The organism is Dyadobacter sp., assembly GCF_051859145.1.
GTDB lineage: Bacteria > Bacteroidota > Bacteroidia > Cytophagales > Spirosomataceae > Dyadobacter.
Genome location: NZ_JBHYGF010000065.1, coordinates 1 through 12,562, shown reverse-complemented (window position 1 = coordinate 12,562; position 12,562 = coordinate 1). Strand labels below are relative to the sequence as shown.

At 49.8% G+C, this 12,562-nt stretch carries 13 protein-coding genes; 7 read left to right on the top strand and 6 right to left on the bottom strand.

Features of this window, described 5'->3' with window-relative positions; genetic code table 11:
- Both ACTIE6_RS05250 and ACTIE6_RS05245 read right to left on the bottom strand, forming a co-directional pair.
- On the bottom strand, positions 1 to 760 hold a 760-nt coding region (locus ACTIE6_RS05250; RefSeq protein WP_439555626.1), incomplete at its 3' end, for a carboxypeptidase-like regulatory domain-containing protein.
- A gap of 75 nt (positions 761 to 835) precedes the next feature.
- Positions 836 to 1,216 carry a hypothetical protein gene (locus ACTIE6_RS05245; RefSeq protein ID WP_439555625.1) on the bottom strand — a complete coding sequence of 127 codons (381 nt, stop codon included), beginning with the start codon at positions 1,214 to 1,216 and terminating at the stop codon, positions 836 to 838.
- A 204-nt stretch (positions 1,217 to 1,420) separates the two neighbouring features.
- Here ACTIE6_RS05245 and ACTIE6_RS05240 point away from each other — a divergent pair, with 204 nt between their 5' ends.
- Together ACTIE6_RS05240 and map are read left to right on the top strand one after the other, a co-directional pair.
- Positions 1,421 to 1,585, top strand: coding sequence for a hypothetical protein (locus ACTIE6_RS05240; protein WP_439555624.1), 165 nt, complete (start codon positions 1,421 to 1,423; stop codon positions 1,583 to 1,585).
- A 284-nt stretch (positions 1,586 to 1,869) separates the two neighbouring features.
- Positions 1,870 to 2,631 carry a type I methionyl aminopeptidase gene (map, locus tag ACTIE6_RS05235; RefSeq protein ID WP_439555623.1) on the top strand — a complete coding sequence of 254 codons (762 nt, stop codon included), beginning with the start codon at positions 1,870 to 1,872 and terminating at the stop codon, positions 2,629 to 2,631.
- Between the two features lie 125 nt (positions 2,632 to 2,756).
- On the opposite strand, the gene ACTIE6_RS05230 is transcribed toward map, so the two are convergent.
- Both ACTIE6_RS05230 and ACTIE6_RS05225 read right to left on the bottom strand, forming a co-directional pair.
- Entirely contained in the window at positions 2,757 to 3,494 is a 738-nt protein-coding gene (locus ACTIE6_RS05230) for an SDR family oxidoreductase (RefSeq protein WP_439555622.1), read from the bottom strand.
- A gap of 67 nt (positions 3,495 to 3,561) precedes the next feature.
- Positions 3,562 to 4,440, bottom strand: coding sequence for an AraC family transcriptional regulator (locus ACTIE6_RS05225; RefSeq protein ID WP_439555621.1), 879 nt, complete (start codon positions 4,438 to 4,440; stop codon positions 3,562 to 3,564).
- An 84-nt stretch (positions 4,441 to 4,524) separates the two neighbouring features.
- Between ACTIE6_RS05225 and ACTIE6_RS05220 the strand changes: the two genes are divergently transcribed.
- Positions 4,525 to 5,475 (top strand): helix-turn-helix domain-containing protein, encoded by a 951-nt coding sequence (locus ACTIE6_RS05220; RefSeq protein ID WP_439555620.1) that lies wholly within the window; start codon positions 4,525 to 4,527, stop codon positions 5,473 to 5,475.
- Between the two features lie 79 nt (positions 5,476 to 5,554).
- A complete protein-coding gene (locus ACTIE6_RS05215) occupies positions 5,555 to 6,307 on the top strand; it encodes an SDR family NAD(P)-dependent oxidoreductase (protein WP_439555619.1) in 753 nt (250 codons plus the stop codon).
- A 68-nt stretch (positions 6,308 to 6,375) separates the two neighbouring features.
- Here the strand turns inward: ACTIE6_RS05215 and ACTIE6_RS05210 are convergent, their stop codons facing one another.
- Together ACTIE6_RS05210 and ACTIE6_RS05205 are read right to left on the bottom strand one after the other, a co-directional pair.
- Positions 6,376 to 7,974, bottom strand: coding sequence for a family 43 glycosylhydrolase (locus ACTIE6_RS05210; protein ID WP_439555618.1), 1,599 nt, complete (start codon positions 7,972 to 7,974; stop codon positions 6,376 to 6,378).
- Between the two features lie 124 nt (positions 7,975 to 8,098).
- Complete coding sequence (locus ACTIE6_RS05205) at positions 8,099 to 9,370, bottom strand: TolB family protein (protein ID WP_439555617.1); 1,272 nt, start codon at positions 9,368 to 9,370, stop codon at positions 8,099 to 8,101.
- Positions 9,371 to 9,621: 251 nt separating this feature from the next.
- On the opposite strand from ACTIE6_RS05205, the gene ACTIE6_RS05200 reads away from it, so the two are divergent.
- The 3 genes from ACTIE6_RS05200 to ACTIE6_RS05190 form a co-directional block, all read left to right on the top strand.
- Complete coding sequence (locus tag ACTIE6_RS05200; RefSeq protein WP_439555616.1) at positions 9,622 to 10,500, top strand: DUF808 domain-containing protein; 879 nt, start codon at positions 9,622 to 9,624, stop codon at positions 10,498 to 10,500.
- Positions 10,501 to 10,632: 132 nt separating this feature from the next.
- Complete coding sequence (locus ACTIE6_RS05195; protein WP_439555615.1) at positions 10,633 to 10,968, top strand: PadR family transcriptional regulator; 336 nt, start codon at positions 10,633 to 10,635, stop codon at positions 10,966 to 10,968.
- Positions 10,965 to 12,562 (top strand): ABC transporter permease (locus tag ACTIE6_RS05190; RefSeq protein WP_439555614.1); only part of this gene is annotated, 1,598 nt, incomplete at its 3' end. The genes ACTIE6_RS05195 and ACTIE6_RS05190, both read left to right, overlap by 4 nt.

Here is a 12,562-nt window from a genome sequence, read left to right as displayed (position 1 = left end):
CGACTGACGCTCTTTTCTCGGCAATGGGTTTTTTGGTAATAAAATTAATAACCCCGCCTGGTGAACCTTCGCTGAACAATGCCCCCGAAGGCCCGCGCAACAGTTCCACCGATTCAATATTATACAGCAAAGGCTGCTGGCTCCACAAGTACAGATTCCCACGTATCCCATTGAATAGCAGAAAACTCGCATCGTTGGGTGAGTAAGCCGTGAACCCGCGGATCTGGAAATTTCCATTCCCATTGTTTGCCTTCATGCCCGTGAATGTACCTGCGATCTCATTGAGGGTAAAAGCCTGCCGGTCACGCAGCGCGGCCGAGGATACTACCTGCACAGACTGCGGTGTTTCGAGCAAAGGAACATCCAGTCGCGTCGAACTGCTGGATGAAGCTACCTGGTAGCTGCTCCTGGCCGCACTGACCGTCACCTCTTTCAGCTCCTGCCGGCTTTCGGAGAGTTGCAGGTTGAGAAAAGGATTTTTCCCTTTGGAGATCTTCATGGATTGGGTATGCGCCGAGTAACCGATGTTGGAAACCGTCAGGATGTAAGCGCCCGGCGTGATCCCTGTAAGTGTAAATTCCCCGTCAGCATCGGTAATAGTTCCCCAGCCGGTGTTCAGGAAAGCAATGGAAGCGCCGGCGACAGGTTCGTGCTCTGCATTGACAATGCGGCCGGTTAATGTGCCCGTTTCAGATTGGGCAGCAGCTTTCAAGCCATTTGTTAAAATCGCTAGTAACAAAATTAAATATTTCAGTTTCATTGGGATACAATTGTAGATACAGCCCGTCGGAAAGCCGAGCGGGTGCGGTTAGGTAAATAAAACAGGAAGTGTAACCTAAGCGCAGGGTGGCGGAACTACAACTGTAAGTGGGGCCTGGTAAGCGGCCAGATGATAACGAAAGGTATGCTGCTGATTGGGAATGAAAGTCCGCTGCAAAAACTCGAATGAAGCGAGCGGAGATGCGAAAAGATGCAGAGAAGGAAGATTTTGAACGCGTTCGCTGGTTTGCTGGTCCTTCTTCGCTTCCTGGGCTTTCAGCTTCTTAGCCAGGAAACAATGCCCGTCGCAATGGAGCTGCGGTTTGTCGCGGTTCTCGCAGAGCACACGTGTAATGTACTCCTTGTTGATCTGGTAATACGCGATGGTACCCCACTGACTGAACGTCGGCAGGATGGTTGCTAATAGCCATATGTAGAGCAGCGTGGTACGCATCATTTGCGGGCAAATATAGCTACGGAATGTTTGCCGACATTTATATTAGATAGAGATTTACCCGATCTTTTACGCAAAACCTCCCGCTTGACAAAGATCACGTGAACTCATGATCGAATTTAGCGACGGCCAGACACAAGTTGTCCGCAAGACTGTTACCCTGCTGCGCTAGCAATCCGCTGGCAGCATTTTTTTGAACGTGGCATTATGAAAACTATAATCATAATTTTTCTCATGATGGTCAACGTAGCGGAACAGCCACGGAAGGTTTTGCTGTTTCATACCGCAGCGGGGCAGCAGCAATGGAAATCGCAGATGAAAGAGCTGGAAGCGGCACAGGATGGAATCCGGGAAAGGAACATTGAAATATAGTCCGTTCCGTACTCTGCACAAAACGCGGGTAAATGGAAAAAGTGGCAGGTCGACAGCTCCGGTGCATTTACTTTCATCCTGATCGGTCGCGATGGCGGCGAAAAGCTGCGGTCCATGAAGTTCTGAAACTAAACAAGCTCTTCGGCCTGATCGACGCAATGCCGATGCGGAGGAGAGAAATGAATGATTGAATGAACCGCCGTGGAACGGGGAATGAGTGAATGAGTGAATAACAAAATAATATTTATGGCCGTGGTAGTGGCGGCTAGATTAAAACACAATTTATGTCTATTACAAAAGAGTCTGATTTACAGGGAATGCAGAAGGCGAGCGAGGCGGTGGCACAAACTTTGAAAAAAATGACCGCTTATGCGCAGCCGGGAATGACCACGAAAGAACTCGACGAGTATGCAGCGGAGTTGCTGAAGGAGTTTGGCGCAAAGTCGGCGCCGCATTCAACCTACAAATTTCCGGGCTGGACCTGTATCAGCGTCAATAATGAATTTTGCCACGGAGTACCTTCTACTAAAAGGAAGTTGCAGGAAGGGGATCTCATTAACATTGATGTTTCAGCTGAGCTGGACGGTTTTTGGGCAGATAACGGTGGTTCGTTTGTACTTGGACAGGATATCCACAAGCACCAGAAGCTCGTGGACGCTTCGAAGGAAATTTTGCTGAAAACCATCCAAAACATCAGAGGCGGCGTCAAAATCGCCGACATAGGTTACCTGATGGAATCGGAAGCGAGAAAACGCGGGTTTAAAGTAATCCGGAACCTGGCTGGTCACGGTATCGGCCGCGGCCTGCACGAACAGCCCAATGAGCTGATGAATTTCAGGAACAAAGCGGATCACAGACGTTTCAAGAAAAACTCGGTTATTGCAATCGAAACCTTCATTTCAACCACATCCTCTTACGCTACTGCGTTAAAGGACGGCTGGACAATGGTCGGAAACAAAGGTGGTTTCATGGCTCAACACGAGCACACCATCGTAGTAACCGACAATGCACCCCTGGTATTGACGGCAATGAATGGGATTAATTAAAAAGTAACCAAACAGCGCCCCGGTATCCCGCGGCGCTGTTTGGTTTCGTCACTCTAATTTGACGTTTTCATTAAGCCAGTCGGATATGCTATGGACTGAAAAAGCATTTAGCTCCCCCCCCCCTCCTACCACGGACAATTGGCTGGTGCGGGGAAGTATTCTTCACTGAAAAACTGACCCGTTGGTCCGTGCTTGTCGATTAATGCGAATTTGATGATGCGCTGTGCGGCTTCTTCTGCTGTGCTCGTGCCCTGGTAACCGGTGAAGTCGGTCTTTGTCCAGCCGGGACAAACTGCATTGACTTTGAACGTGGTATCCCGAAGCTCATAAGCAAGATTGATCGTGTACATGTTTAGCGCAGCTTTCGAAGATTGGTACGCCACATACCTCGTCGGATAGTTGGCATTGCTGAGATCCGCTGCCAGGTTAAGCGACGCCATACTCGTACTTACATTCACAATGCGCGGTTCTTCAGATTTTTTCAGCAACTCCAACATCGCCTGCGTCACGTCCACCACACCGAATACATTGGTTTCATAAACGGTTTTAAAAACGTCGCTGCCCGTCGCAAGCGCCGACTGCTGAAAGCCGCCTGAAATGCCTGCATTGTTGATGAGTATATCCAGACTGCCTGTTTCAGTGGCAATCAAATTCTTTGCCGCTTGGATCGATTGCGGATCCGTAACATCCAGCTGTATAGCCTTCACATTTTCAAATCCTTCTGCGCTGAGCTTTTTTGCTGCGTCCTGTCCGCTATTCAGATTCCGGCTTCCGATGTATACGAAGAGGCCATTTTGGGAAAGCTGCTTGGCTACTTCCAGCCCGATCCCCTTGTTTGCGCCTGTAACTAGTGCTGTTTTCATTTTTGCCTGTTTTGATTAAAAGGTCAAAAGTAGCGGGTTGCTGGGGAGCGTGAATGGACGAATCATTTCAGTTGCTGGACAAATCGCGCAAATCCTCTAAAAAGGCACTTACGCTCTTGCCTGTGCTCTTTTTAAAGAGTCGCGAAAAGTAATCAGGATCATTGAATCCGAGATCATAAGCGAGTTCTTTCACCGGAACGGGCGCATAATGCAGCTTTCGCTGCGCTTCCTGCATCAGCCTGTGCGTGATCCATTCTTTGGGCGAAAATCCGGAAAACTCCTTCACCACGCTGTACAGGTTGCTCGTGGTCATCGCGAGCTTATCAGCAATTGCCTGCACATCCTGCTGCTCGGTCAGGTGTGTTTCCACGGCCAGCTTGAAGGCAACATACTTCGACAGTTTTGCATTGGTAATGCTATCAGGATAGCCTTGCTGCTGATATGCGCTGTTGATCTCGGTGAGCAATGCGTGTAAATGCGCCAGGATAATATCCGCATTCCGCTGCTTGCCGGGCGAATGAAGCAATTTGAACAAAGTAGCAAACAACCCTTTCACACGGATCTTCGACTCTGTGTCGAACGATACTGTATTTGTTCCAAAAGGATTAACCAGGAAGGAATAAGCATGCGGCAGGAGCGCCAGCGCATTTTCATCGAAAGAAACCGCATAATGCTGATCTTCCGGATTGAAAGGCATATTGGTAAAGATCTGGTTGGGTAAACCGAATACCAATTGCCCGTCTGTCAATGTGATTTCCTGCAAGTCCGCCTTGAAGGTCGCACTACCCTGGTCCACGTACATCAGGTAGTAAAATGACAACCGGTGTGGGTTAAACAGCTTTTCAAGAACATCCTCCGGCAGTGGGACCGCGCAATTTTCATTTACAGCAATCGACAATTTCTCGTGGTGTTTGATCTGATCCAGTAAGCCCGTTGTTTCCCGCATTGTTGATTATTTTATGTAAACTAAAACCAAAACCGCACTAATAAATTCCATCGCAGGTTATATTTGTTTTTTACATATACCTTCATGTACAAGACCACTTTCGAAGAACTCTGCGAACGCTTTACCAGCGGCGACTCGGCTGACCTGAGTGCATTGCTGCCGGAAGGGATACAGGATGAAGTCGGACATTTTAATGTGTTCAACCTGGACGAGATTTCACCGACGCAGCGCGAAAGGCCGACGGTATCCTGTGCGTCCCGCGCTTTTTATAAAATCAGCTTTCTCACAGGCCGCTCACAGGCGGACTATCCCGACCGCAGCATTGAAATTTCGAAGCCCACACTTGTTTTTACAACACCCAAAAGTCCGTTCTACTGGTCACCTGCCGGACAGCAAACGGGCATGTTCTGCGTATTCACCGCTGACTTTCTTCATCCGGCAAAAAGTGGTGTGATGATCGATGAGCTGCCTATTTTCAAGTCACCCGAACATCCAATCTATGCGTTGTCCGATGACGACATAGCCCGCACTCAGCGTATTTTCGACAATATGAATGAAGAGATCAACTCGAACTACGCCTATAAGTACGACCTGCTGCGCGCTTACACGCTTGAACTGATCCACCTCGGCCAGAAGTTGCAGTCGACCGTTATGCTGCATCCTAACCACAGCGCCTCCGCCCGCACTACTTCCCTTTTCCTGGAATTACTTGAAAGGCAGTTCCCGCTAGAAAGTCCGCAGCAGAAAGTAATGCTCCGGACTGCCAGCCAGTTTGCAGACCATCTTGCGGTGCATATCAACCATTTGAACAAAGTACTTAAAGAAACCACCGGACTGACCACCACGGAGCTCATTGCCGGAAGGATAGTGCAGGAAGCCAAGGCGCTGCTCCGGCACACCGACTGGAGTATTGCCGAAATCGCCGAAAGCCTGGGCTTTTCAGATTTTGCTCATTTCGCCAAATTCTTCAAAACTGAAACCGCCATCGCGCCCGGCGCTTACCGCAGCCAGACGAAAAGTTTGAATTATACATAAATCTGATTGGTTGTAACAAACCCGCTTGTCGACGAAACGGGGACATTTGCATTGTTTTTAGATCAATACAAAAAGTCCCATGACAACTCAGAAAATAGCATTGGTAACCGGCGGAAGCCGTGGCATAGGCAGAGACATTGTACTTAGTCTTGCCGGAAAAGGAATCGACGTCATCTTCACTTACCGCAGCAATCAGGAGGAAGCCGGGAAAACGGTTGCCGCTGTGACAGCACTCGGTCAGAAAGCAGTTGCACTTCCACTTGACACCAGTGATACCAGCGGATTCGAATCCTTCTTCGAACAAGTTGCAAGCACCTTGCAAACTACATTCAGCACCGACAAATTCGACTTCCTGATTAATAATGCCGGCACAAGCCTCACTGCACCGGTATCCGAAACTACGGAAGCGCAGTTTGATGAGATGTTGAACGTCCATTTAAAAGGCGTGTATTTCCTGACGCAAAAAGCATTGACGCAGCTGCGCGATGGCGGCCGGATCGTCAATATATCCTCGGCGGTAGCGCGTGTCAGCTTTCCGGGTGTATCAGCTTACGCGGTCATGAAAGGCGCGATAGACGTGTACACCAGGTACCTCGCACTGGAACTTGGCAGCCGCGGCATTGCGGCCAATGTGGTTGCACCGGGAGCGGTATTTGGCGGCAGCACCATGGAGGATACCCCGGAAATGCGCGCATTTGTTGCAGGTGCAACTGCGTTGGGGCGCGTGGCTACTCCCGAAGATATCGGCGGCGTGGTGGCATTCCTTTGCAGTGAAGAAGCACGCTGGGTGAATGGACAGCGTATCGAGCTGACCGGCGGGATGAACCTGTAAAGCATCTGCACAAAGGCTGCGGCAAACCTTTCGCTCAAATCACCGGGCTGCGAGGTTTGCCGCGGCTTTTACTTGCTGATATACGTTTCAAATTTCAGGCTCCGGTCTTTTTCAATTACAAAAGCACCGTCCGTTTTAACAGCGGCTGCACCTTCGGAATAAGGCAGGGTATCATTAAATTGAAATCCATAGCAACCTTTCGTTGTTGCGGATGTGAATGAAACTGCATACTTGCCGCCTTTTTCAACAGGGATATTGGGCGCGAAATGGAGCCGCTTTGCGGCCCACCCTATGGAATCAGGTGACGCTACTGTCGAAAACAGCGGCTTACCTTCCGGCAGGCCGGCCGGTGTTGCGCGGTAAATGTGCAAAGTGAGTCCCGCATCAGGATCGCCGTCACGGAATGTCGTGGTGTTTACCGAAGTCAGCTTACCCGTTTTTGTTGCGGTAAAAGACTGGCTCCGCTCCTTTCCGTTGGCTATATCGCATTGTCTTGTAAAACCATCCAACCCTGATGAAATATCAGGTTTTTTCAAGTTGGCCGGACTGCTTTTTTCACCCAACCTAATTCTGATATTTTCAGCCGGGTTACAAGGGATCGGCTCGATAGCGCCATCGGCAGTAAACTTTAATGGCGCCCAGAAATAGTTGGCCAAGGCCTCATTCCTGGCTGCATTGTTCCAGAGATCGCTCCCATAAATGTATACGGTCTCAGAATCAAACTGAATGGTGGAAACGAAAGAAGGCTGCCCGCCGCAGGATTTGTCGCTGATGCGGATACCCTCCGACCAGGGGCCGAGGGGAGATTTGGCAGTGCGGTACGAAGTACCTGTACCAGAGCAATAACCGCAGTTCGGGTCCGAATAGAGCAGATAGTAAATGCCGTTTCGCTTCATCAGGCCAGGCGCCTCCGTCTTGCCCGGCGTTACAGCTTTCACGTGCCTCCCGGTACCTGAAAGAAAATCCGGTGTCAGTTCTTCGATCACGATGGTACCTTTTGTACGCCAGTCAGTGTAGGCTACGTATCCTTTACCATCCTCGTCGACGAAAGTATCGTGGTCTCCATTGTTCAAACCCGCGACATCAGCATCATTGTTTACCGCCAGCGTGGGATTGTCTACCTCGGTAAAAGGTCCGGCGGGGCTGGTGCTTGTAAATACCCTGAAACCAACGCGGTTGTCATACACATTTACCCACAATACATATAAACCTGTTTGTTTGTTGAAGATCACGTGTGGGCGAAAGCAGCCGTAAGTACTTCCATTGCACCTGCTTTGCCAGACCGGGTTCTTTGCGTCGAACAGATAGCCTTTGTCAGTCCAGTTGACCAGATCGGGAGAGGCGTAAACCTTGAAACCGCAAAACGGCGCTGACTTGTTCTGCCACGCAAAACCGCAATCGTAGCTCGTCCCGTAGAGATAATAGGTACCATCAAAATAGGCGATTTCGCCATCGTGCGCATCCACTGCATCGCCTGCTACGTCAAAGCGCGTCACCTGTTTGCCCGCTTCGTTGAAGTTTACAATGCTGACAGGTGAAAGTGATTTCGTTTTCCCGCCGCGCGACTTTTGCTTTCCCTGCGCGTTTGAGTGGTGATTCGGAGCAATGAGCAACAACAGGCAAATGGCGAAAAGCAGTTGCTGAACTGTACTGATTTTAGATTTCATGAGCTTTTTCAAAATACAATCCGGTTAGGAATGCAAACCTAGAAGCCCGAACGAAAGCGGCAAATGGCCGAATTGCATGATCTTTTACATATTTTGCTCAGAAGACCGCTCCCGATAGCAGCTATCAGGGTGCTACAATCACACTAAAATAGCCACGTTTCCCTTGTTGACTACCCATGAATATGAGCTTGTTAGTCCCCTGCCATCGTGGCTGGTAATCGGGTGAAGGTATAAGACCTGGCAACAATCCAATCTGCCTTACCTTACCTGTCGCCACATCGCGCATCCACAGGCTGTACGTAAAAGAAATAGGATCGGTTCTTGTACTCAGGAATGCAACCTGCTTGCCGACAGGTGAGAAGGACGGATTGGTATCAATCCAGCCGGGCTGGGTTTCAAAGTAGCGCGACTCGCCGGTACCCTCGGGAGAATAAAACGTAATGGCGACGCGGTAATCTTTCCCGCCACCTTCACTGCGGGCTCGGGATATTGCAATGGAGGTATTATCGGGTGACCAGTCTAGCTCTGCCTGTCTGATGCCGTTCAACTCACTGGCTGGCAGCTCAGGAGTCAGCGGGATCGCACTTCCGCCTGCGGTTGACACTTTCCATAGCCTTGATGTTTGCTCCGAAACTGTTGAAAAACCAAGCCACTTGCCGTCGGGCGACCAGGCTAACCCGTATTGCTGCGCTGCCGGGACACCAGGAATTACCCGCTTCTGTTCCGAAGCTATATCGTAGATTACGAAACCATTTTCTGCATAAGAGTAATAAGCGAGTTGCTTTGCATCAGGCGAAAACCTGCCCCCGCTTACCTGCTTTCCGATGCGTTTGACAGCTACCTCTTTCTCATTTTCAAGCCTGGCCAGATACAATGCAAAATCGGACTGGCCGGGGCTGTTTTGATCGAAAACTGTATAAAGCGCCCACTTCCCGTCCACGCTCACATCGCCGCCTGCCACATACTCCGAAGTCCCGAATGCGGGATAAAACGCGGATTGCGATAAAGGTCCGCTGCTAACCATCACTGCATTGGAATTCACGTCCGGCGCGCCTTCAGCTTTGGATACAATGCGGGCAACCAGCTGAGCGCCCTGAGCGGCAACGGGGACACTGATTGATTTTTGATCCGCTTTAACGGTCCGGTAAGTTTTGAATGGCCCCAGCTCACTGCTGGCAATCTGAATTTCGTATTCCTCGGCCTCCGTATTCGCGACATCCGGGCAGGGACTGGTGATGCAGACAATGCGGTATTCTTCCCACGTCAGGTTATAATTACCGTTGCTGACAGCAATCCGCAGCCCCACCGGTCGCACCAGTTTTGACGGATCCACTTCTTTGTCTGTACATGAAAGCAATATTGTAAATGTGACCAGCAGCAGCAGGGCTCGTTTCATAGAAGATCGTTTAGAAATTGACTGTTTTAAGACGTTTGTTACCTCCAAATGGTTGGCACTGTGGGGATTTTTCAAATATGTCCATTGCCAGTTTTCTTTCCTGTGAACATATCTCAAAAACATTTTCGGTATTTGGAGCGTGCTGAGTGTAAAACCGGTTTATTACCTTCGTGCAAAAGCGAAGTCCGGATTGTGGTTTTCAGATTCCTGGATCAGTTTTTGTTACTCAATCTGCGGATTCACTCAATAATATGGCATCAGGATTTTTTGCGATTTTAGACGATATAGCCTTCTTAATGGACGACGTCGCATTGGCGACCAAAGTGGCAACCAAGAAAACAGCGGGTATTCTCGGCGACGACCTGGCGGTGAATGCAGAAAAGGCAACGGGATTTTTGTCCGAGCGCGAGCTGCCGGTTTTGTGGGCTATTACAAAAGGTTCGCTGCTGAACAAGCTCATCATAGTCCCGATCGCATTACTTTTAAATGTATTCCTCCCGGTGGCGATTACCTACATCCTGATCTTAGGTGGGTTATACCTGGCTTATGAAGGGGTTGAAAAAATCGTTGAATACTTCTTCCATCATCCCAAAAAGGAAAAATCTGTTGTTGAACAACGCGAGCAGGAAAGCCCCGAAGCTGCGGCCGTCAATGAAAAAGCAAAGGTTAAATCGGCGGTAACTACTGATTTTATCCTTTCCATTGAAATCGTCATTATCGCATTGGGCAGCGTGCTGGAAGAAAGCCTTGCGATTCAGATCATGACCGTTTCGGCAGTTGCATTGGTAGCCACAGTCGGGGTGTACGGCATTGTCGCATTGATCGTGCGATCAGACGACGCGGGTTATAAGCTGATCAAAAAATCCAATGACAAAGGTTTCCTGTCCAAAGTGGGCCACGTGCTGGTGAAGGCGCTGCCTGTCATGATCAAGGTCTTAGGCGCTGTCGGCACCGTAGCATTGATATTGGTAGCGGGCGGCATTTTTGTTCATAATATCAAATACTTCCACCACATTCTCCCTAACCTTCCTTCTATCATCAAAGAGGTTGCCCTCGGCCTCGGTGCGGGACTGATTGTTTTTTTGTTGGTAAGCCTTTTCACAAAAGTATTTTCTATCGGTAAACACTAGGTTGCATTCAAGGCGCTCCTGCCTGTCAGCTCAATAAACCCCTGAGCTGAGTAACCAAAAAATTATTTTACATACAAAACGTGAATTTACAATTTCATTTTACATACATTTAATGAATTAATTGTTGATAAAATGAAAGGAACCAATCTCGGGGAATTTGAGGAACTGGTGCTGCTGACCATTGCCGCGCTCGGCCAGGAAGCTTACAGCGTCGCGATTTGCGACGAGCTGGAAAGATATACCGGCCGCTCCGCCAAACTCGGCGTCGTGCATGCGGTACTAAACCGCCTTGAAGAAAAGAGCCTGACTAAAAGTTACCTGGGCGACGCAAGCGCAACCCGGGGCGGAAAACGGAAGCGGTTTTATGAGGTAACCCACGCAGGCAAGGTAGCACTTACGCGCGCCAAGGAAGTACGCGAGAACATCTGGCGGAACATTCCCGGCTTTAACCTTGAAGGTTCGATATGAAAGAGACTACCCCCAGGCCCCCTAAATGGGCGACCGATTTCCTGAGATGGTACTGCCGGCCTGGCCTGGCTGAGGATCTGGAAGGAGATCTGTTCGAGTATTTCACAAGAAACCTGCGCAACAAAGGAGCCAGACGGGCGCGCCTGATCTACATCATAGACGTGATCAAGTTCCTGCGGCCTTATACCATTCGAAAAATAGATCCACTCACCTTTTTGTCCCATTTCTTTATGATCGGCAGCTACTTAAAAACGTCGCGGCGCAGTCTGGTGCGCAACAAATTGTTTTCGATGATCAATATCATTGGCCTGGCTGTGAGTATGTCGGTGGGGCTGCTGGTGATTTCCATTGTGAGCGACCAGCTGTCGTACGATGATTTCCATGAGAAAAAAGACCGCATTTACCGCGTTATTACGCAATTTCAAGACAACGGGCAGTCTCCTATTAACCTGGCGTCTACCTCCGTGAAAGTGGCGCAACGCATTCAGGAGGCGGTTCCGGGAATCGAAAACTTCACCCTGATGCGCCGGGGCTTTTGGGGCGACGCGCAGGTCGGACAAAATATTTTCCCGATCGAAGCGACGTGGGCCGATCAATCCTTTTTCAAAGTTTTCACCTTCCCATTGATCGCAGGCGACCCGGCAACCGCGCTCAAAGAACCCTACTCGCTGGTACTTACAGCGAAAACGGCCGAAAAGCTCTTTGGAAGTACCGACGCAATCGGCCGCACCGTGCGGTTTGATACCCTGGACTACCAGGTAACCGGCATTGCCAAAGATGTGCCGCACCTGTCCCATATCCGCTTTGACGCGCTCATTTCCTTCGCCTCGGCAGATGCGCTGATCGGCAAGAAAGATGATAACTTTTATGCATGGAACAGTGTATGGTCCAATTACGTCTATATCACCGTTCCAAAAGGCGGCTCAACGGCAGGCATGCAGCGCGCGCTGAACAAGCTGAGCGAATCAGAAAACAAAGCTTTACAAACCGCCAAAGTGACGGTTTCGCTGCAACCGATGCGCGAAATTATGCTGGGACAAGACCTTTCCAATAACATCGGGCCCAAGGGAAACCCCAAGCTATTGTGGGCGCTAGGTGGGCTCGCCTTTGTAATCATTCTTTCTGCCTGTTTCAAGTACACCAATCTTTCCATCGCGCGTTCCCTGCGCCGTGCCCGGGAAGTGGGCGTGCGAAAGCTGATTGGCGCGCACCGGAGCCACGTACTGGGACAGTTCATTGCCGAGGCAATCATGATTTCGCTGCTTGCATTGCTGTTCTCGTTTGGACTCTACGCGTTTATACGTACAGAGTTCCTGGCGCTTGATCGTCAGATCGCCTACCTTTTCACATTGGACCTCTCGCTGGCAACAGCACTCAGCTTTATTGCCCTGGCGGCTGTCACGGGTTTCCTGGCGGGCTTATTACCTGCCATGTTCTTTTCGAAAATCAGCGCATTATCGGTGATGAAAGACAGTGGCGGACTTAAACTTTTCAAGCGGATCGGTTTGCGCAAGACGCTGATTGTAGTGCAATACGTACTTTCCCTGATCTTCATCGCCACTACCATGGTTGGGTACGGACAATACAAAGGTTT

Bases quoted from the DNA above. Each gene is read 5' to 3' on its own strand.
- ACTIE6_RS05245 (WP_439555625.1), bottom strand. From the start codon at position 1,216: ATGATGCGTACCACGCTGCTCTACATATGGCTATTAGCAACCATCCTG.
- ACTIE6_RS05240 (WP_439555624.1), top strand. From the start codon at position 1,421: ATGAAAACTATAATCATAATTTTTCTCATGATGGTCAACGTAGCGGAA.
- map (WP_439555623.1), top strand. From the start codon at position 1,870: ATGTCTATTACAAAAGAGTCTGATTTACAGGGAATGCAGAAGGCGAGC.
- ACTIE6_RS05230 (WP_439555622.1), bottom strand. From the start codon at position 3,494: ATGAAAACAGCACTAGTTACAGGCGCAAACAAGGGGATCGGGCTGGAA.
- ACTIE6_RS05225 (WP_439555621.1), bottom strand. From the start codon at position 4,440: ATGCGGGAAACAACGGGCTTACTGGATCAGATCAAACACCACGAGAAA.
- ACTIE6_RS05220 (WP_439555620.1), top strand. From the start codon at position 4,525: ATGTACAAGACCACTTTCGAAGAACTCTGCGAACGCTTTACCAGCGGC.
- ACTIE6_RS05215 (WP_439555619.1), top strand. From the start codon at position 5,555: ATGACAACTCAGAAAATAGCATTGGTAACCGGCGGAAGCCGTGGCATA.
- ACTIE6_RS05210 (WP_439555618.1), bottom strand. From the start codon at position 7,974: ATGAAATCTAAAATCAGTACAGTTCAGCAACTGCTTTTCGCCATTTGC.
- ACTIE6_RS05205 (WP_439555617.1), bottom strand. From the start codon at position 9,370: ATGAAACGAGCCCTGCTGCTGCTGGTCACATTTACAATATTGCTTTCA.
- ACTIE6_RS05200 (WP_439555616.1), top strand. From the start codon at position 9,622: ATGGCATCAGGATTTTTTGCGATTTTAGACGATATAGCCTTCTTAATG.
- ACTIE6_RS05195 (WP_439555615.1), top strand. From the start codon at position 10,633: ATGAAAGGAACCAATCTCGGGGAATTTGAGGAACTGGTGCTGCTGACC.